16 protein-coding genes are annotated in these 20,012 nt (G+C 72.2%); 2 read left to right on the top strand and 14 right to left on the bottom strand.

Annotation, left to right across the window (positions count from 1 at the left end; genetic code table 11):
- Positions 1 to 4: 4 nt before the first annotated feature.
- Positions 5 to 1,660, top strand: coding sequence for an allophanate hydrolase (atzF, locus tag ACFZDC_RS18225; protein ID WP_391324888.1), 1,656 nt, complete (start codon positions 5 to 7; stop codon positions 1,658 to 1,660).
- Positions 1,661 to 1,769: 109 nt separating this feature from the next.
- On the opposite strand, the gene ACFZDC_RS18220 is transcribed toward atzF, so the two are convergent.
- The 11 genes from ACFZDC_RS18220 to ACFZDC_RS18170 all read right to left on the bottom strand — a co-directional run bounded on the left by ACFZDC_RS18220 (position 1,770) and on the right by ACFZDC_RS18170 (position 13,153).
- Positions 1,770 to 4,622, bottom strand: coding sequence for a DEAD/DEAH box helicase (locus ACFZDC_RS18220; protein ID WP_391324886.1), 2,853 nt, complete (start codon positions 4,620 to 4,622; stop codon positions 1,770 to 1,772).
- Positions 4,623 to 4,717: 95 nt separating this feature from the next.
- Positions 4,718 to 5,662: a twin-arginine translocase subunit TatC gene (gene tatC / locus ACFZDC_RS18215; protein WP_391324885.1), complete on the bottom strand. Its 945-nt coding sequence runs from the start codon at positions 5,660 to 5,662 to the stop codon at positions 4,718 to 4,720.
- A 48-nt stretch (positions 5,663 to 5,710) separates the two neighbouring features.
- Positions 5,711 to 5,995: a Sec-independent protein translocase subunit TatA gene (gene tatA, locus ACFZDC_RS18210; protein WP_391324883.1), complete on the bottom strand. Its 285-nt coding sequence runs from the start codon at positions 5,993 to 5,995 to the stop codon at positions 5,711 to 5,713.
- 247 nt (positions 5,996 to 6,242) lie between these two features.
- Positions 6,243 to 6,437 (bottom strand): hypothetical protein, encoded by a 195-nt coding sequence (locus ACFZDC_RS18205; protein ID WP_391324881.1) that lies wholly within the window; start codon positions 6,435 to 6,437, stop codon positions 6,243 to 6,245.
- A 20-nt stretch (positions 6,438 to 6,457) separates the two neighbouring features.
- Positions 6,458 to 6,718 carry a hypothetical protein gene (locus ACFZDC_RS18200; protein WP_391325107.1) on the bottom strand — a complete coding sequence of 87 codons (261 nt, stop codon included), beginning with the start codon at positions 6,716 to 6,718 and terminating at the stop codon, positions 6,458 to 6,460.
- Positions 6,719 to 6,755: 37 nt separating this feature from the next.
- Positions 6,756 to 7,793 (bottom strand): WYL domain-containing protein, encoded by a 1,038-nt coding sequence (locus tag ACFZDC_RS18195; protein WP_391324879.1) that lies wholly within the window; start codon positions 7,791 to 7,793, stop codon positions 6,756 to 6,758.
- Between the two features lie 19 nt (positions 7,794 to 7,812).
- A complete protein-coding gene (locus ACFZDC_RS18190) occupies positions 7,813 to 8,766 on the bottom strand; it encodes a WYL domain-containing protein (protein WP_391324877.1) in 954 nt (317 codons plus the stop codon).
- A 143-nt stretch (positions 8,767 to 8,909) separates the two neighbouring features.
- Positions 8,910 to 9,281: an FKBP-type peptidyl-prolyl cis-trans isomerase gene (locus ACFZDC_RS18185; protein ID WP_391324875.1), complete on the bottom strand. Its 372-nt coding sequence runs from the start codon at positions 9,279 to 9,281 to the stop codon at positions 8,910 to 8,912.
- A gap of 56 nt (positions 9,282 to 9,337) precedes the next feature.
- Positions 9,338 to 10,318, bottom strand: a complete 981-nt coding sequence (locus ACFZDC_RS18180; RefSeq protein WP_391324873.1) for an FKBP-type peptidyl-prolyl cis-trans isomerase — start codon at positions 10,316 to 10,318, stop codon at positions 9,338 to 9,340.
- A 204-nt stretch (positions 10,319 to 10,522) separates the two neighbouring features.
- A complete protein-coding gene (gene pafA / locus ACFZDC_RS18175; RefSeq protein ID WP_073899688.1) occupies positions 10,523 to 11,884 on the bottom strand; it encodes a Pup--protein ligase in 1,362 nt (453 codons plus the stop codon).
- 9 nt (positions 11,885 to 11,893) lie between these two features.
- Positions 11,894 to 13,153 carry an MFS transporter gene (locus ACFZDC_RS18170; RefSeq protein ID WP_391324871.1) on the bottom strand — a complete coding sequence of 420 codons (1,260 nt, stop codon included), beginning with the start codon at positions 13,151 to 13,153 and terminating at the stop codon, positions 11,894 to 11,896.
- A 90-nt stretch (positions 13,154 to 13,243) separates the two neighbouring features.
- Between ACFZDC_RS18170 and ACFZDC_RS18165 the strand changes: the two genes are divergently transcribed.
- Positions 13,244 to 14,260, top strand: a complete 1,017-nt coding sequence (locus ACFZDC_RS18165; RefSeq protein WP_391324869.1) for a substrate-binding domain-containing protein — start codon at positions 13,244 to 13,246, stop codon at positions 14,258 to 14,260.
- Positions 14,261 to 14,318: 58 nt separating this feature from the next.
- Here ACFZDC_RS18165 and ACFZDC_RS18160 read toward each other — a convergent pair whose 3' ends face one another.
- From ACFZDC_RS18160 to prcA, 3 genes are all read right to left on the bottom strand, one after another.
- A complete protein-coding gene (locus tag ACFZDC_RS18160) occupies positions 14,319 to 18,632 on the bottom strand; it encodes an HAD-IC family P-type ATPase (RefSeq protein WP_391324867.1) in 4,314 nt (1,437 codons plus the stop codon).
- 9 nt (positions 18,633 to 18,641) lie between these two features.
- A complete protein-coding gene (locus ACFZDC_RS18155) occupies positions 18,642 to 19,103 on the bottom strand; it encodes a hypothetical protein (protein WP_391324865.1) in 462 nt (153 codons plus the stop codon).
- Between the two features lie 163 nt (positions 19,104 to 19,266).
- Positions 19,267 to 20,004 (bottom strand): proteasome subunit alpha, encoded by a 738-nt coding sequence (prcA, locus tag ACFZDC_RS18150; protein ID WP_391324863.1) that lies wholly within the window; start codon positions 20,002 to 20,004, stop codon positions 19,267 to 19,269.
- Positions 20,005 to 20,012 lie beyond the last annotated feature (8 nt).

Genomic DNA, 20,012 nt, shown 5'->3' with positions numbered 1-20,012 from the left:
ACCCATGTCCCCCACCGCTGTCAGCCGTGTCAGGGCGGCCTACGCCCGCATCGAGGCCGTGGACCGGCCCGAGCTCTGGATCGGACTGCGCCCCCGTGAGGACGTCGAGGCGGAGGCCCGCACGGTCGACGAGCGGGTCGCCGCGGGCGAACGCCTCCCGCTCGCCGGGCGGCTGCTCGCCGTCAAGGGCAACATCGACGTGCGCGGTCTGCCCACCACCGCGGGCTGCCCGGCGTACGCCTACGCCCCTGCCGCCGACGCCCCGGTGGTGGCCCGGCTGCGCGCGGCCGGCGCGGTGGTGCTCGGCACGACGAACCTGGACCAGTTCGCCACCGGCCTGGTCGGCACCCGCTCCCCCTACGGCGCGGTCCGCAGCGCCCACGACCCGGCCCGGGTCAGCGGCGGCTCCAGCTCCGGCTCGGCCGTCGCCGTGGCCCTGGGCATCGCGGACCTCGGGCTCGGCACGGACACCGCCGGCTCGGGCCGGGTGCCGGCCGCCTTCAACGGCATCGTCGGCCTGAAGCCCACGCGTGGCCTGGTGCCGACGGCGGGCGTGGTCCCGGCCTGTGCCTCCCTCGACTGCGTGACGGTGTTCGCCCGCACGCTCCCGGAGGCCGGGCCGGCCCTCGCGCTCATGGCCTCGCCGCCCGACCGCGCCCTGCCGCCCCTGCCCCAGCGCGCCCCCGGCCCCTGGCGCATCGCGGTCCCTTCCCGGGACGCGCTCGGCGAGCTGGACGAGGGGTGGGCCGAGGCGTACGACCGTGCGGTGGAGCGGCTGAGGGAGTCGGGCGCGTCGGTGCGGGAGATCGACCTCGCGCCCTTCACGGAGGCCGCGGCGATGCTGTACGAGGGCGCGTTCGTGGCCGAGCGCTACACGGCTGTGGGCCCCTTTGTCGACACGTTGATCTCCCAGGGCGGGGACGGCCTGGACCCGACGGTCGCCGGCATCATCACCCGCGCCCGTGACGTCCCGGCCCACCAGCTCTTCACCGACCGGGCCCGCCTGGCCGGCCTGCGCACCCGGGCGCTGGCCGCACTGGCCGACGCCGACGCCCTGCTGCTTCCCACCGCGCCGGGCCACCCCACCCTCGCCGAGGTGGCCGCCGACCCACTGGGGGCCAACGCCCGGCTGGGCCGCTTCACCAACTCCACGAACCTCTTCGACCTGGCGGCGGTCGCCGTACCCGCGGGCGAGGTGGACGGCCTCCCCTTCGGCGTGATGCTGATCGGCCCGGCGTTCACGGACGACCGCCTGGCCACGATCGCCCGCACCCTGGAGCCGGAGACCCGCCTGGCGGTGGTCGGCGCCCATCTCTCGGGCGGGCCGCTGAACCCGCAACTGCTCTCTCTGGGCGCCCGCCTGGACCGTACGACGACCACGGCCCCGGTCTACCACCTGCACGCGTTGCCCACCGACCCGCCGAAGCCGGGGCTGGTGCACGTGGGCGAGGATGGTGCGGCGATCGAGACGGAGGTCTGGCGCCTCCCGGCGGAGGGCTTGGGCCGCCTCCTGACCGCGCTCCCCCGTCCGATGGCGCTCGGGAGCGTGGAACTGGCCGACGGCGGCAGGGTCCCGGGCTTCCTGTGCGAGCCGGACGCCCTGACGAACGCCGAGGACATCACGCGGTACGGCGGCTGGCGGGCGTACCTGGGCCGCTGAGCTGTGGCTGGGCACCCCGGACCGTCTGTGAGCAGGGCCGGGGCAGCCGGCCCGAGGGGGCGGGGAACCGCGCCGGGCAACCATGCACCACCCCGCCCGCAACCGGACATCACCCCACGGACGAGTAGGCCACCACGCCCCGCAGCAACTGATCAACCGCCTTGCGCGCGGCCTTCGCCACCGTCGAGCCCTCCGCGGCAGAGGCCGCGGAGATCTGCCCGAGGACGTCGATCACCTGCTTGCACCAGCGCACGAAGTCGCCCGCCGGCATCTCCGCCTCACGCAGCACCTCGTCGAGCCCCTTCCCGGAGGCCCACATGTAGGCGGCCCAGGCGAACCCGAGATCGGGCTCCCGCTGCCCCACCCCTTCCGTCTGGTTGATCCGGAACTCCTCCTCCAGGGCGTCCAGGCGGCCCCAGATCCGGACCATCTCGCCGAGCGCGGCCTTCGCCTTGCCGGAGGGCAGCTTGGGCGCCATGGCGTCGTCGCCGACCCGGGCCTCGTACACCAACGCCGAGACGCAGGCGGCGAGTTCGGCCGGCCCCAGGCCCTCCCAGACGCCCTCGCGCAGGCATTCGCTGGCCAGCAGGTCGAGTTCGCCGTAGAGCCGGGCGAGCCGCTTGCCGTGCTCGGTGACCTCGTCACCGCGCAGGTAGTCCAGTTCGGTCAGCAGGGCCACGATCCGGTCGAAGGTCCGCGCGATGGTGTTCGTACGGCCCTCGATACGGCGTTCCAGCTGCGAGGTGTCGCGCAGCAGGCGGTGGTACCGCTCGGCCCAACGGGCGTGGTCCTCACGGTCGTCGCAGCCGTGGCAGGGGTGGGCCCGGATCGCCGTGCGCAACCGGGCGATCTCACGGTCGTCGGCGGCCTGCGAGCGCTTCTTGCGAGCCCGCTCCGGCGGGATGTGCCCGGCCTTCGTGCGCAGCGCGGAGGCGAGGTCCCGGCGGGACTGCGGAGAGCGCGGGTTGAAGGACTTCGGGATGCGCATCCGGTCCAGCGCCTCGACGGGGACCGGGAAGTCGATGGACGCCAGCCGCTTGACCTGCCGTTCGGCGGTCAGCACCAGCGGGCGCGGGCCGTCGTGCTGGTCGAAGCCGCGGTGGCCGTTGGAGCGGCCGGCGGGCAGGCCCGGGTCGAGTACCAGCGCCAGACCGGCGTACTTGCCCGTGGGCACGTGGATGACGTCGCCCGGCTTGAGCCGCTCCAGGGCGACAGTGGCCTCCGCACGCCGCTGGTTCGCGCCCTGCCGGGCCAGTTCGGTCTCCCGGTCCTTCAGCTCGCGGCGCAGCCGCGCGTACTCCTCGAAGTCGCCCAGGTGACAGGTCATGGAGGCCTTGTAGCCCTCCAGGCCCTCCTCGTTGCGCTGCACCTGCCGGGAGATCCCGACGACCGACTTGTCGGCCTGGAACTGCGCGAAGGAGGTCTCCAGCAGCTCGCGCGAGCGGTGCCGGCCGAACTGCTCGACCAGGTTGACCGCCATGTTGTACGACGGCTTGAAGCTGGAGCGCAGGGGGTATGTGCGCGTGCCCGCGAGACCGGCCAGGTGCTCGGGGCTCATGCCCCGCTGCCACAGCACGACCGCGTGGCCCTCGACGTCGATCCCCCGGCGGCCGGCACGGCCGGTGAGCTGGGTGTACTCGCCGGGGGTGATGTCGGCGTGCTGCTCGCCGTTCCACTTGACGAGCTTCTCCAGCACCACCGAGCGAGCGGGCATGTTGATGCCGAGCGCCAGGGTCTCGGTCGCGAACACGGCCTTGACCAGGCCGCGTACGAACAGCTCCTCCACGACCTCCTTGAAGGTCGGCAGCATGCCCGCGTGGTGGGCGGCAATACCGCGCTCCAGGCCCTCCAGCCACTCGTAGTAGCCGAGGACGTGCAGGTCCTCGGACGGGATGGAGGCGGTGCGCTCCTCGACCAGCGCGCGGACCTGGTCCCGCGCCTCCTCGTCGTTGAGCCTGAGGCCCGCGTACAGGCACTGCTGGACGGCGGCCTCGCACGCGGCGCGGCTGAAGATGAAGGTGATCGCGGGCAGCAGGCCCTCGGAGTCGAGCCGCTCGATGACCTCCGGGCGGCCCGGCGTCCACACCCGCGAGCGCTGTCTGCGCTCCCGCTCCCGGTCGGCCTCGCGCATCGCGCGGCCACGCCTGCGGTCCTGGTACGACGGGCGGGTCGCCTCCATGCGGGCGAGGCGGACGAGGTCGGGGTTGACGGCCTTCTTGTGGCCCTCGCCCTCCTCGAAGAGGTCGTACATCCGGCGCCCGGCGAGCACGTGCTGGAACAGTGGCACGGGCCGGTGCTCGGAGACGATCACCTCGGTGTCGCCACGGACGGTGTCCAGCCAGTCACCGAACTCCTCGGCGTTGGACACGGTCGCCGACAGGGACACCAGGGTCACCGACTCGGGCAGGTGGATGATCACCTCCTCCCAGACGGCGCCGCGGAAGCGGTCGGAGAGGTAGTGCACCTCGTCCATGACCACATAGCCGAGGCCGAGGAGGGTCTGTGAGCCCGCGTACAGCATGTTCCGCAGCACCTCGGTGGTCATCACGACCACGGGGGCGTCGGAGTTCACGCTGTTGTCGCCGGTGAGCAGGCCGACCTTCGCCGCACCGTAGCGTCGGCACAGGTCGGCGTACTTCTGGTTCGACAGCGCCTTGATGGGTGTCGTGTAGAAGCACTTCTTGCCCTGCATCAGGGCGAGGTGGACGGCGAACTCGCCCACGATCGTCTTGCCCGAGCCGGTGGGGGCTGCCACCAGCACACCCTTCCCCGCTTCGAGTGCCTGGCAGGCCTCGATCTGGAAGGGGTCGAGGCCGAAGTCGTACATCTCGCGGAAGGACGCGAGGGCGGTGGCCTGCTCGACTGCCCGTCTCCGGGCTGCCGCGTACCGCTCGGCCGGTGAGAGGTCCTCTGTCATCGTGCTTTCGAGCGTACCGGGCCCCACTGACAACAGGACGATCATTATCCGGAACGTGGGCTGATCGGCAAAGACGGATGCCCCCGTCCTCGGGGGCATCGCGCGTCAGCTCGGGTCGGGTCGGGTCGGGTCGGGTCGCCTCAGGTGACGTCGTCGTAGCCGTTGACCCGGTCCGTACTCGCCTGCTCCGGGAGGGCACGGGTGGCCGAGACGGGCTCGATGGCGCCGATGTCCTCGGGCGTGAGATCCAGCTCGGAGGCCTCGTCGTCGGCGGGGCCGTCGGCCTCGCGGCGGGCCCGGCGCCGATCGTTGAGCAGGGCGATGGCCACGGCGATGAAGTAGAGCGCCCAGATCGGAGCCGCCAGTGCCAGCATCGTCATCGGGTCGGGGCTGGGCGTGGCCACGGCCGCGAACGCGGTGATGCCGACGACCATGCCACGCCACCAGCCCAGCATCCGCCGCCCGGACAGGACACCGGTGAGGTTGAGCATGACCAGCAGCAACGGCATCTCGAAGGCGAGGCCGAAGACCACGATCATGCGGGTGACCAGGTCCAGCAGGTCGTCCAGCGGCAGCAGGTTCTCGGCACCGCTCGGCGTGAGGTCGATCATCACCCGCGCCGTGGTGGGCAGCACATGGAACGCGAGGTAACCGCCGCCGAGGAAGAGCGGGAAGCCGAAACCGACGAAGGCGTAGGCGTACTTCTTCTCGTGGCGGTGCAGGCCCGGCGCGACGAACGCCCACAGCTGGTACAGCCAGACCGGCGACGCGAGCACGACACCGGCCATCAGGGCGACCTTCAGGGCCAAGGTGAACGGCGCGAGCAGGCCGCTGACGGTGATGTGGGCGCAGTGGACGTTCTTGGCGTCGGCCAGCTCACCGAAGGACTGGTGGCAGCCGATCTCGTCGAGTACCGGCTCGGTGATGAAGTTGACGATGTCCCTGTAGAAGAAAGCGGCCACGATCGTGACGACCACGATCGCCAGGACACCCTTCGCGAGCCGGTTGCGCAGCTCACGCAAGTGATCCGCGAGCGGCATCCGCCCCTCGGGATCCCTCTCCGTCTTGCGGGCAGACTTGACCAACCCACATCCTCATCTCGTGCAGCGGACCGGATGCTCCCGGCCCTCGCGTCAGCGCTGGGTCGTGTCCGTCGGCTCGTTGACCGGGCGGGAGCTGGTCACGTCGCCGGGAGCGGCCTGGATCGTGCGCTGAGCCGGAGCGGGCTCCTCAGCGGACTGGGCGGTGCCGGCGGCCTGCTTGCCGTCGTCCTTCATCGCCTTCGCCTCGCTCTTCAGGATGCGCGCGGACTTGCCCAGCGAGCGCGCCATGTCCGGGAGCTTCTTGGAGCCGAACACGAGGAGGATCACCAGAACGAGGAGCAGCAGGTGCCACGGCTCAAGTCCGTTGCGGAACATAAATCTTCACCTTCTCACCGAGGCGGGCACGTCCGACAGGTCGGACACTTGTCCGGACGTCATGCTGGCTGCGATCGTAACGCCCGGGGATGAACGCGGGACAATCCCCGGGCATACTCCCATTCCTGGACCGCGTCTTGTTCTCCGGGCCGCGATCAGCAGCGTACCTGGCCGGGCGGGCGGCATGACAGGGCGAAGTGACTCAAAGCGTGTGCCACGGGGCACACACGGCCTCCCGCCATGTGTCTCACAGCGTGTCCACGGCGCGGGCCGCGCTCACCGCCGCCCGCTCCAGGTCCTCGGCCGCTCGGTTGATACGGCGCGCGGAGTCCGACACCTGCTGCCCGAGGCGTCGCGCCTCCAGGAAGACCCGGACGGCGAGCACCCCCAGAACGGCGAGACTCAGGAAACCCACGGCTACCGCGAACATCGGCCAGAACATGACGTCGAGCCTAGACCGTCCTACACCGTGGAGTGCAGCCGCAGGGTCCTGACGCCGCCGCCGGTGAGCAGTTCGACGATGCGCTCTCCGGCGGGCTTGCGCACCGAGACGCCGCACTCGGGGCAGGTGAAGGAGTAGAACGTCGTCCGGCTCGTGGCGCCGATGGCGAGACGCAGGGCGCCGGCCGCGAGCTCGAAGCGGCCCCGGCAGTCCGGGCAGCCGGCCCTGAACACCACCGGGGCCACTCTCTTCATCCCGGCGAACGCGGCCGCCACCGTCATTTCCCTCGTACCGGACACCGGAGACTCGCTCAACGCCCTAGCTCCTCTTTTTCTGGTCGTCCTGCCCGTCCCGAACGCCGTGCCCCGCGCCCGGCGGGCTGTCGTAAGCCGCCAGTGCCTCGCGGGCCGCCCGGCGGGCGCTGTCGGCCAGCTCGGGCGGCGAGACGATCCTGCCGTCGGGGCCGAGGCGCAGGGCCAGTCGGCGCAGGGACGCCGGATCGGGGGTGCGCAGAGTGATACGCAGCCCGCCGTCGGGAAGCTCATCGGCGCTGTCGTGCGGGTAGTACTCGGCCACCCAGCGGCCACCCGGGCCGACCTCGATCACGACCTCGGGGTCCTCGGCGGCCGGCTGCACCAGGGCCTGGGACAGGTCCCGCAGTTCGATCTCCGGTGGCGCGGAGGGCTCGTCCAGGATCCTGATCTCGGCGACCCGATCGAGCCGGAAGGTGCGGCGCGCCTCGGAGCGGCGGCACCAGGCCTCCACATAGGTGTGGCCGACACTGACCAGGCGGATGGGATCGATCTCGCGCTCGGTGACCTCGTCACGCGCGGGTGAGTAGTAGCGGATCCACAGGCGGCGGCGCTCGGAGATGGCCCGGTCGACGTCGGCGAAGACCCCGCCCTCGGACTCGAAGGTCACCGAGAGTCGGGAGCTGGCGCCGGCCGCCTCACCGGCCGCCGTCTCCACCTTGGCCGTCGCCCGCAGCAGCGCCTGCCGGTCGCTCTCCCGCAGGCCGCGCAGGGCCGACACCGCGCGGGCGGCCACCAGCAGGGCCGTGGCCTCGTCGGCGGCGAGCCGAAGCGGCTCGGCCGCCTCCTCGCCGAGCGCCGCCGGGTTGTGCCACCAGATGCGCTCGCCGTCGGTGTCGATGTCCAGCAGGTCGCCGCCGCGGAAGCTGGTGCCGCACATGGGCAGCAGATCGAGGTCGGAGACCAGCTCGTCCTCGGTGATGCCGAAGGCGCGCGCGACGTCCGCGATCCGGGCGCCGGGGCGCTCCCTGAGGTAGGTGACCAGGGAGAGCATCCGCCGGGTCTGGTCGATGGCGTTCACGGGCCTGACCGGTTTGCCTGCCATGGTTGTGCTCCGCTCCCCCTCAGCCCTTGGCCACGGCACGCAGCCGGTCCACCACGTCGGCCCGCAGCTCCGCCGGCTCCAGGACCACCACGTCCGGCCCGAACTCCACCAGCCAGGCATCCAGGCCGTGCCCGTACGGAATCTCCAACTCGTCCCAGCCGTCGCCGAGTTCCCGGACGTCGGCGGCCTTCGCCCGGAGGGGGTAACCGGCGCCGGAACGCAGCCGGATCAGCGCCGTACCGTCGGCGATCTCTCCGGCCCAGCTCGCGACGGTCTCGCGGACGGTGACCACGTCGGGGACGGGCGCGGTGAAGGCGCTTCCGCGCGAGCGGACCTTGCCGGTGATGCGGGAGAGCCGGAAGACGCGCTCGGCGCCCCGGTCGCGGTCCCAGCCGGCCAGGTACCAGTGGCCGCGCCAGCACTCCAGTGCCCACGGCTCGACGTGCCGGGGCTCGGGGTGGGCGGCGGAGGCCTTGCGGTAGTCGAAGACGACCGGGCGGCGGTCGCGGCAGGCGAGCATCAGCGGCTCGAAGGCGGCCTCGTGCACGGGGATGCGCGGCTCCAGGGCGCCGTGCGCCTCGTACGGGTCGACGTCCTCGGGCAGGCCGGCCGCGCGCAGCTTCTGCAGGGCGCCGCTGGCCGCGCCGGCCAGACGGGCCTGCTGCCACACCTTGGCGGCCAGGCCCAGGGCGGCGGCCTCCTCGGCGTCCAGGGTGATGGGAGGCAGGCTGTTGCTGTCGCGGCGGGCGAGGTAGCCCACCTCGCCGTCGAGGTTCTCGACGGTCGCGATGACCAGGCCCAGCTCCCGCAGGTCGTCCTTGTCCCGCTCGAACATCCGGTTGAAGGAGTCGTCGCTGCCGGCTTCCAGGTAGGCCTCGATGGACTCGCGCAGCTCGCGCTTGCTGAGCGGCCGCCGCGTCCCGAGCAGACACAGCGCGAGGTTCATCAGCCGCTCGGCCTTGGCAATGGCCATCGACGCCCTTCACCTTCCCTATGGTGCCTACGGACGATGACCGTACCCCCCCGAAGGGGCGTGGCAAAGCCGAGGACCCATGCCCGGACAGGCATGGGCCCCAGGTGATCGGGTCCGGTCGGATCCCGCCAGCTGTACGACGGTCAGACGGCGACCAGGTCGACCACGAAGATCAGGGTCTCACCGGGCTTGATAGCCGGGGTCGGGCTCTGGTTGCCGTAGGCGAGGTGCGCCGGGATGGTCAGCTGGCGGCGGCCGCCGACCTTCATGCCCTGCACGCCGAGGTCCCAGCCCTTGATGACACGGCCCGCGCCCAACGGGAAGCGGAACGGGGTACCTCGGTTCCAGCTGGCGTCGAACTCCTCGCCCGTGCTGAAGGCCACGCCGACATAGTGGACGGTGACGGTCTGGCCCGCCTGCGCCACCTCGCCGTCGCCCTCCCAGATGTCCTTGATCTCGAGGTCCGCCGGCGGCTCGCCGCCCGGGAAGTCGATCTCGGGCTTCTCGATGCTCACTTCATCTCTCCTTGTTACGTGGCCTGCGTCGGGGACAGTCTCACAGACCGGACGGGTCAGACCGTGCCGAGGATGTCCACCGTGAAGACCAGGGTGTTCTTGGCCAGCTCGCTCTGCGGGCTCGCGCCGTAGCCGAGCGAGGGAGGGATCACCAGCAGCACCCGGTCGCCCACGTGCTTGCCGACGAGGCCCTTGTCCCAGCCTGCCACCACGGAGCCGTTGCCGATCTGGAAGGCGGTGGCGCCACCGTGGTCCCAGGAGGAGTCGAACTTCTTGCCGTCCTCCCACTTGACCCCGGTGTACTGGGCGATGAGTCCCTGACCGGCTTCGACCTTCTTGCCGTCGCCCTTGATCAGGACCTGCTCCTTGAGGTCCTTGGGAGCCTTCTCGCCCTTGGGGACGGTGATGTTCGCGGCCTTCTGCGAGGGGGACTTCACCTCGGGCATGCCCGGCTCGGAGGGGGCCTGCTCGCCCTTGACCTCGGCCTTGGCATCGACGCTCGCGGCACCGACCGGGTCGACGACCCAGATCAGCACGTCCTTGGCGGAGATCCCGGAGGAGGTGTTCAGGTTCTGGCCGATCAGGTCGCCCGCGGTGCCCTGCACCAGGACGCGGCTGCCGGGCTTCTTGCCCTTCACCGCGTCGAGGACCTTCTGGGGGAGCTGCTGGCTCGGCTTGCCGATCTGCTCGATGGACTGCCGCCGGGGCACCTTGCCACCCGCCGGCGCCGCGGCCCAGGTGCCGCCGAGCTCCTGGCCACCGCCCCACTTCTCGACGGTCCAGTCCATACGGACGAAGTCCGATCCCTTGATCGGGGTTCCGCTGCCCGCCGAGACCGTCTTGACGACGGTCTTGTCGGACGGCTTGCCGTCCTTCGGTACGGAGATCTCGGGCTTGGCCCCGACTTTCCCCTTGACCTCGGCCACGCCTCCCGCCGCGTCGCCGTTGTTCCCGTCGTCCGATCCGCACGCGGCGGTGAACAACAGGGCGGGAACGGCCAGCAGCGCGGCCACGAGTCGTTTCGTGTTGTAGTTCATCAGTCCAACTGGGATCGGGGGTGGGGGCAACGCCAGCCACTCTACGGCGTACCCGCACCGCACTCCCCACACCGCGCGGCACGCCGCCCCCCGCTTCCGCCGGCACACGGGCGGAATCGGGCGGAAAAAAAACACCGATGCCCGAAGGCGCGAAATCCTCCGGGCATCGGCTTGGCGATCGGGTCGGCGGACGAGCCGCACGCCTCACATTCCGGCGATCAGCTTCTCCACCCGGTCGTCCACCGAACGGAACGGGTCCTTGCACAAGACGGTGCGTTGTGCCTGGTCGTTGAGCTTGAGGTGCACCCAGTCGACCGTGAAGTCCCTGCGCTGCTCCTGTGCCCGGCGGATGAAGTCCCCGCGCAGCCGGGCCCGAGTGGTCTGCGGCGGGACCGACTTGCCCTCGAAGATCTTCAAGTCGTTGCAGATCCGGGCGGCCTGGCCCTTCTTCTCCAGCAGGTAGTACAGGCCACGGCGGCGGTGGATGTCGTGGTAGGCGAGGTCTATCTGGGCGACCCGCGGGTGCGACATGGTCATGTTGTGCTTGGCCCGGTACCGCTCGATGAGCTTGTACTTCATGACCCAGTCGATCTCGGTGCCGATGCGGTCCAGTTCCTCGGTCTCGATCGCGTCGAGGGTACGGCCCCACAGCTCCAGGACCTGCGCCACGGTGCCGGTGCGGATGCCGCGGCGGTCGCAGAAGTCCACGGCCTTGTCGAAGTACTCGCGCTGCACCTCCAGCGCGGAGGCCTCCCGGCCGCTGGCCAGGCGCACCTTGCGCCGGCCGGTGATGTCGTGGCTGACCTCGCGGATCGCCCGGATCGGGTTCTCCAGGGTGAGGTCGCGCATCACGGTGCCCGCCTCGATCATGCGCAGCACCAGGTCGGTGGCGCCGACCTTGAGCAGCATGGTCGTCTCGGACATGTTCGAGTCGCCCACGATGACGTGCAGGCGGCGGTAGCGCTCGGCGTCCGCGTGCGGTTCGTCGCGGGTGTTGATGATGGGCCTGGAGCGGGTCGTCGCCGAGGAGACGCCCTCCCAGATGTGCTCCGCGCGCTGGCTGACGCAGTAAACGGCGCCGCGCGGAGTCTGCAGGACCTTGCCCGCGCCGCACAGCAGCTGCCTGGTCACCAGGAACGGGATGAGGATGTCCGCGAGCCGGGAGAACTCCCCGTGCCGGGCCACCAGATAGTTCTCGTGGCACCCGTAGGAGTTGCCCGCCGAGTCGGTGTTGTTCTTGAAGAGGTAGACGTCGCCTGCGATCCCCTCCTCGTGCAGGCGTCGTTCCGCGTCCACCAGGAGTCCTTCGAGAATGCGCTCGCCGGCCTTGTCGTGGGTGACCAGTTCGGTCACGTTGTCACATTCGGGTGTCGCGTATTCCGGATGTGACCCCACGTCGAGATAGAGCCGGGCGCCGTTTCGCAGAAAGACATTGCTGCTGCGGCCCCATGACACGACACGGCGGAAGAGGTACCGCGCCACCTCGTCAGGAGACAGGCGGCGCTGTCCCCTGAACGTGCACGTGACGCCGTACTCGTTCTCCAGCCCGAAAATGCGGCGGTCCATGAGTGAACATTACGCCCGATCCCCTGAGCTGAAACGGGGTTCGACGGCACGATTTGGATCATTTTCCGATGAAGCCGCAACGACCTCGCCCCGCACGGGAGCTGCGAGGACCCGTCCGGTGGCGAGCAGGACCAGCAGGGACACGGCCCCGGCCACGCCCGGGACCGCGAATCCCCACAGCGGGCCACCGGCCTGGACCACCGGGCCCGCGAGGCCCGTTCCGACCGAGGCACCCACGGTGAACGTGGTCACCAGCCAGGAGAACGCCTCGGTGACCGTGCCGCTCGGCGCGTGCCGGTCGACGATGATGAACGCACAGGCGATGCAGGGGGCGAGGAAGACTCCGGAGACCACGGAGAGCAAGACCATGGCGACGGCGCCCGGCATCAGCGGCAGCGGCAGGTAACACACCGCCAGAAGGGCCACCAGGACCCGCAGTCGCCGCTCGGGCGTTCCGCCCCACTGGCGCGCCCCGTAGACGGTGCCGCCGATGAGCGCCCCCAGGCCGAGCGCGGCCATCAGCCAGCCGTAGACCGCGTCGCCGCCGTGGGTGTCGGCGTACGGCACCGAGGCCACGGTGATGGAGCCGAGCGCGATGCCGACGAACAGGAAGGCGCCGAGCAGCGCGAGCAGGCCGGGCGAGCGCAGGGCGCCCAGCCAGTGCGCCTCGCGGGGCGCCGAGCGCCACGCGCGCGAGGGCGGCGAGACCACCACCGAGAGCGCGCCGAGGACACCGACGGCGTTCAGCACCAGCAGGGCCGCGCGCTCCGACCACAGCGCGACGCACAGGGTCACCAGCAGGGGGCCGACGGTGAACATGATCTCCTGCGCGACGGCGTCCATGGCGTACGCGGTGTGCACCTGCTCCTCGCGGCGCAGCACGGACGGCCACAGGGCGCGCAGACCGCCCTCCAGGGGCGGGGTGCACAGGCCGGCGGCCGCGACGGCCACGTAGGCGAAGGGCAGCGGGCCGGTGCCACAGAAGGCGAAGGCCGTCATGGCGAGGGCCGACAGCACGGCGGCGGGCAGCTGGACGCGCGGCTGCCCGTGGAGGTCGACGAGCCGGCCCAGCACCGGCTGGCCCACCGCGTTGGCGACGCCGTACACGGCCGCGAGGGCGCCCGCCAGGCTGTAGGTGCCACCCTCGGCGCGGACGAACAGCACCAGGGCGATCGCGGCGGTCGCGTTCGGCAGCCGGCCCACCAGGGTGCCGGTCAGCAGCCGGGCCGCGTGCCTCGCCCTGAGGATCTCCAGGTATCCCGCGGCCAATGTCCCGCCTCCAAGTGTTACGTATAACCCCGCCTCTCATACGTACCATGTGCGCTGTTCACACGTCCAGACGAAGGAGCAGGGGCCACGGTGGCACGCAGCAGCACGCGCCCGACCAGCCGTGACGTCGCGCAGGCAGCCGGGGTCTCCCAGGCCGCCGTCTCGCTCGTGCTCGGCGACAAGTGGCGCGGCCGGGTCTCCGAGGCCACCGCCGAGCGGGTCCGCGAGGCCGCGCGCGACCTGGGCTACCGGCCCAACCTCGCCGCCCGCAACCTGCGCCTGGGCCGCACCCGCACGGTCCTGCTCGTGGTGCCGGCCCTCACGACCGAGTTCTTCGCCGGCGTCTACACGGGCGCGGCGCGGGTGGCGGCCCGGCACGGCTTCGGAGTCGTGCTGTACCCCTCCCCCGAGGGCATCGGCCCGGCCCGCGACCCCTTCGCCTCCGCACAGGCCGCCCTGGACGGCGTCATCGCCTCCTCCATGGCCGCCGACGCCCTCAGCGCCATCCGCGGCGACCAGCTGCCGCTGGTCATGCTCGACAGCGACCCGGACGGCAGCCTGGGCGCGGCGACGGTGAACCTCGACATCGCCGACGGGGTCCGGCAGGTCGCCGAGCACCTCCTGAACCTCGGCCACCGCCACATCCTGCACCTCGCCGCCGACGTGCCCTCCTGGACGTTCGAGATGCGCGCGCGGGAGCTGGCCGCCCGCCTGGCCGCCGTACCGGGAACGCACATCCGAACGGCGCCGGCGCCGATCTCCATCGACGGAGCCCTGGCGGCCACCCAGGCAGCGCTCACCGCGGCCGGCCCCCGGCCGACAGCGGTGGTCTGCGACGACGACAAGCTCGCCGCCGGCGCCTACAAGGCCCTGCGCCGCCTCGGCCTCAAAGTGCCGGACGACATGTCGGTGACCGGCCTGGACGACCTGGCCCTCGCCACAGCACTCGACCCCGAGCTGACGACGGTACGACTGGACGCCGAGCTGTTCGGGGAACGCGGCATGGAAGCCCTGCTCGCGGTCCTGGAAGGCCGGGACCCCGAGGCCGGCGACATCCCCGTGGAGCTCGTCGTACGCGGCTCCACGGCACCGCCGGCAGCACGCTAGACCGACGCGATGCCAGGCGCCGTACAGCACCCGGCTCCACGCCACCGCCGACGGCACGCTAGGCCGCCCGCGGTGCCAGGCGCCGTACCGTCTCCTCCAGGCGCGGCAGGGCCCGCTGCCCGGCCAGCGCGACGGCGATCCCCGCGACCACACCGGCCCACGCCACCGGACCGAGCGGGGTGCACCCGAACGCACCACTGACGCCCGGCGTCTCGATCAGCACGACGAGGGCCACCGCCGAACCCAGGGAAGTGAACCTCACCAGCGGACTGTCACGGCGGTCGAGCAGGGTCTGCGCGAGCTGGGTCCCCACCACCCCGCACAGCGCCATCGTGCTGGAACGGCGGGCCGTACCAGGAGTGAAGCGACCGATCAGCCAGGCCGTCAGCGCACCCACGGACGTCGTCAGCGCCCGGTGCCGGATCTGACGGATCAGCGGCTCCCCCAGGACACCACCGGCCACGTCCTCCGGCGAGCGGGGCCCCGTCTGCTCGGCGGCCTCCTCGCCGGCCCTCGGCGTCACCGCCACCGCCATGGCGGGGAACAGGTCCGTGAACAGGTTCACCAGCAGCATCTGCCGGGTGGACAGCGGCGCCCGGCCCGACAGCAGCGTGCCCAGCAGACCGAAGCCCACCTCGCCCGCGTTGCCACCGATCAGGATCGCGATGGCGTCGGCGACACTGTGCCACAGGGCCCGCCCCTCGCCGACCGCGGCGATCAGCGCCGTCAGGTCCTCGTCGGTCAGGACGATGTCGGCGGCGTTGCGCGCGGCCGCCGAACCGCGGGCATTGATGCCCACGCCGATGTCGGCCGCGCGGATCGCCGCGGCGTCGTTGGCACCGTCCCCGACCATGCCGACCACCCGCCCCGCGTCCCGCAGCGCCTCCACGACCTGAAGCTTCTGCTCGGGTGCCACCCGGGCCACCACTCCCGCGTCACGCAGGATCCGCGCGCGGGCCGACCGGTCCGCCGCGGCCAGTTCGTCCCCGGTCACCACGACCGGCTCCTCCGGCCAGCCCAGATCGCGGGCGATGGCCCGGGCGGTCTGAGGGTGGTCACCGGTGAGCATCACGGGCCGCACCCCGGCCTCGTACAGGCCCCGCACCAGCGCCGGGGACGTCGCACGCGCCACGTCCGAAAGCCCCAGCAGACCCGTGAAGCACAGCTCCCGCAGCGGCTCTTCGAGCGCGTCCGCCTCCCGCTCGCCCTCGTCGAGCCGTCGCTCGGCCACCGCGAGCACCCGCAGCCCTTCCCCGGCCAGGGACTGCGCCGCGTCCGAGGCGTGCGGCGGGAGCTCCGGGCACGCGGGCAGAACGGTCTCGGGCGCACCCTTGACCACGAGCACACGAGTGCCGTCCGCGCCCCGGCCCACGGCCGCGGCGTAACCACGGGCCGCCTCGAACGCCAGGCCCGCCAGCTGATTCCAGTCCGGATCGGGGCCGGCCGCGTCGAGAACCGCCTCGTCGGTGGCGTGCACGGGCCGACCCGACCCGCCGTTCAGCCGGGGGCAGGCCCGCGCGGCGGCCCGGACGGTGTCCGCCACCGCCTCGTCGCCCACCGCGCCCACCGCGCCCTCGGCGTCGGACACCCGCACCAGACGCAGCCGGTTCTCGGTAAGGGTGCCCGTCTTGTCGAAACAGATGGTGTCCATGCGGCCCAGCGCCTCCAGCGTCCGCGGGGTGCGCACGAGGACACCGCCGCGGCTCAGCCGCCGCGCCGCCGCGAGCTGCGCCACCGTGGCCACCAGCGGCAGCCCCTCCGGCACGGCCGCCACCCCGACGGCCACCCCGCCGCTGACCGCCTCACGGATCGGCGTCCCACGCAACAGGGCCAGGCCGGTCACCGCGGCACCACCCGCGAGCGTCAACGGCAGCGCCTTGCGAGTCAGCTCCTGCAACCTGGCCTGTACCCCGCCGGCCGGAGGCGTGCGAGCCGCCAGGTGAACCGCGCGGGCCGCCTCAGTACGGTCACCCGTGTCCACGACGACGGCTCGCGCCTGCCCCGCCACGACCGTGGTGCCCTCGAAGACCATGCAGTGCCGGTCGGCGACCGGAGCATGCGGAGTCGGGTCGGTCTGCTTCTGCACCGGCAGGGACTCACCCGTCAGCGCCGACTCGTCGACCTCCAGACCGTCCTCCCACAGCAGCCGGGCGTCGGCGGGCACCACGTCGTCGCCCTTCAGCTCGATCACGTCACCCGGCTCCAGCTTCCCGGCGTCCACCGTCCGCGTGCCACCGGCCGGCGCCTCGGCCGCCGGGGGCGCCAACCGCGCCTTCTGCTTCTGCTCGTCGAGCAGGCCCGACAGCGCCCGCTCGGCCCGCAGCCGCTGGACACCCCCGACCAGCGCGTTCAGATCCAGCGCCCCGACAACCAGCAGGGCGTCCACGACGGAGCCGAGGATCGCCGACGCCGCCGAACCGACGGCCAGGACCGGCGTCAACGGGTCGTGCAGTTCGCCACGCACCGCCCGGCCCAGCTGCACGCTCGACCGCACGGGAGCGAGAACCGGATGCCGCGAGACCGCCCGCGCGGTCCTGCGCGCCCCAGCAGTCATCTGCTGAAACTGCGTGGGCGGTGCGGCGACCGGATCCCGCTCCAGCCGCTCCCAGGCCTCCTGCGGACCCAACTCGTGCCAGTGCACACGCGGGCGCGGATGCGGCGCCCTGGCCGTCGACACGGACAGGGCCGCCCGCGCCCCGGAGAACAGGGCACTCGCGGCACCCACGTCGACCGGCGTATGGCGCAACCCGGGCAGCAGAGAGTGGCGGACCTGCCCGCTCTTGGACTCGCCGATCGCCACGAGGAGCCCGGAGAGCGCGGCACCGGACCGAGCCAGCATCTGCGACCGCCGGCCGACGGTCCGGGCGGCCGGAACCGCCCTCAGCACCCGCCACACGTCGTGCAGCCCGTGCAGCGCCAGGACGTCCGCGCCCCACACCACCGCACCGTCCCGGTCCGCGAGGGCAATGGCGAGATCACCGGCGCGCAGTCCCGCCAGGACATCGCGCTCGTCCGCGGACCCCATTCGCGCGACGGTGATGACGGCTCCCCCCTCCTGACGCAGCTCATACACCACGTCGTCCAACGGCCGCCGCGCATCAACGACCTGATCGGGAAGGCCGGCGAAGTCCTCCAAGGCGGGATCGTCCACCACCACGACCCGCAGCCCCGCCCGGCGTGCCGCGTCCAGCACCGGCTCGGTCCACGGATCCGCCTGCCCGTCCGCGGTGCGCAGGGCACTCGGATGCAGAACGACCGCACGGGCCATCTCCAGCTGCCGCAGCCGCTCCGGATCCCGGACCAGGACACCGGTCCGGGCCAACGCACCGCCCAGGACCGCGTGGAAGGCGGCCGGCCCATAGCGCGCGGCCTTCGGCGAACCGGACAGAACGGCCTCAGCGGCCTCGGACGCATCGTGCTTGACCAGAAGAGTGGCCGCCGCACCCACCAGGCTGCCCGCAGCGGCATGCGCCGCGTACTCCTGGGCCGGCGTGACATGCAACGGGGGTCGCTGCGAGGCGTCCGCGTCGACACTCACCCGGTCCGGTGCGCACAACTCGTCGTGAACCGCGTCGAACGCCGCGGCCCGGGCCACCGCCTCCGCCAGCTGGCAGGTACGCAGCGCCCCGTCGAGCACCAGCGAGGTGGGAGTCTGGCCGGCGCCGTGCGCCGCGGCGTTCGCACACGCCAGCGCCAGATCCATCCCCGACCCGCCGAGCCCTTTGCGCAGCGCGGCCCGGACGGCCGGGTTCTCCCGCAACAACGTCACCGCCGCGGTCACGGCACGCGGCGTCGGCGGCAGCCGCAGCGCGTACGCCGTGAGCGCGACACCGCTGCCGATGACGTCGGCGGCGAGCGCGGCCGCGGCCACCCGCACACCCACCGGATCGCCAGGATGCGGAATCTCCTCCGAAACCGCGTCCGCCAGGAGCAGCCCATGGCGCTGCGCCACGTCCTCCGCCCACTCCACCACCTGGTCGCTCAGCCGGTCCTCGGCAGCGGTCACCACCAACCGGGCAAGCCCCTCGTCCCAGTACGCGAGCAGCACATCCGGATGCTCCGCCAGGACGGCGGCGACCCGACGGGCCAGACGAGCCGTCTCATGCCGCCCGGCCTCGTCGTGCGCCGGCCGCAGGGCCAGGTGCAGCCGGGCACCGGCCCGCCACCGGCCCGCGCCGCCCGGCAGAGCATTGCCCGCGACCCGGGCCACCCGCACCGTGGCATCCGCGGTGCGCACCCCCGCACGTGCCGTACCGGCCACCGCACCCGCGGCCGCGCCCACGACGGGGGCGGCCGCCCGCGCGAGCAGCCTGGGCGCCGCCGGCAGCAGACGCGCGGCGGCGGACGGGACGGTCAGCAGTGTGAAAGTCATGGACCATCCTCAGTGGCTGGTACGACTGGGCCGCGCCGTGGGACCGAGCCGGCCCCCGGACGCCGTGCTCCCCGCCGGCCCCGGCTTGTCCTCACTGGCCGGACCCGCGTGCGTCGCGGCCCGCAGCACGGCTTCGTCGTCCGGCTCCACCGGCATACGCTCCGCCGCCCCACCGGGGCCGGCCGCGACGCCTCCCGCTGCCTGCTCGGTCCGGCCGGGCCGCGGCTGCGTCAGCCACGCCACCGCCGCACCGGTGATCGCGATAGGCCACTCCACCACTCCCGCCACACCGAGCACCCCGGCCCCGGTGTACACGGCCATCCGACGGCCCCGCGGCGACACGGCACCGACCTTGTTCAGCGTTCCCTCGGCGGCCCTGCTCACCATCCCGGCACCGGGCAGCCGTCCCAGCGCCGAGGCCGCGCCCCGCACCGGAGCGGTGAGGACCGAGGAGGACTTCTGCTCAGCCATGGCTCTTTACACCTCCGGGACAAACGTCCTGCCGTCATCCCCGAGTGCCCACGACAGCGCAGGTCATCCGCCGAAGACCCGGAAGCCCGTCCCCGGAACCAGAACGCCCCGCGCCCCGGCCGGACGGCCGGGGCGCGGGGCGTGACGCCGTCGCGGCAGCGAGTTACTCCTCTTCGGAACTCTCCGCCTCGGTGGACGCGCCGTCCGCCTCGAGGAGGCGGCCCAGTTGGCGGCCCACGATGCGCTTGAACTTGCGCTTCTGCGGACGCGTACGGTCCAGCACCGCGACCTCCAGGCGCTCGGCGGGAATCTCCCGCTCGCTGCCGTTGGTGTCCCGGGACAGGGCCTGCACGGCCAGCTTCAGGGCCTCGGCCAGCGACATCCCGTCCCGGTGACGCTGGTCCAGGAAGCTGCTGATCTGCTCGGCGTTGCCGCCCACCGCGACCGAGCCGTGCTCGTCCACGATGGAACCGTCGTGCGGCAGCCGGTAGATCTGGTCACCGTCAGGAGTCTCCCCGACCTCGGCGACGACCAGCTCCACCTCGTACGGCTTCTCGGCAGCGGAAGAGAAGATCGTGCCCAGCGTCTGGGCATAGACGTTGGCCAGGCCCCGGGCAGTGACATCGTCACGGTCATAGGTGTAACCGCGCAGATCGGCGTAGCGGACACCGCCGATGCGGAGGTTCTCGTACTCGTTGTACTTGCCGGCGGCCGCGAAACCGATCCGGTCGTAGATCTCGCTGAACTTGTGCAGCGCACGGGACGGGTTCTCGCCGACGAACACGATGCCGTCGGCATACTGCAGCACAACCAGGCTGCGGCCACGGGCGATGCCCTTGCGGGCGTACTCCGCCCGGTCGGCCATGGCCTGCTGGGGTGAGACATAGAACGGCGTCGACACCGGTTATC

Source organism: Streptomyces sp. NPDC007905, from assembly GCF_042959345.1.
Lineage (GTDB): Bacteria > Actinomycetota > Actinomycetes > Streptomycetales > Streptomycetaceae > Streptomyces.
This window is presented reverse-complemented; position numbering and strand designations above follow the sequence as displayed.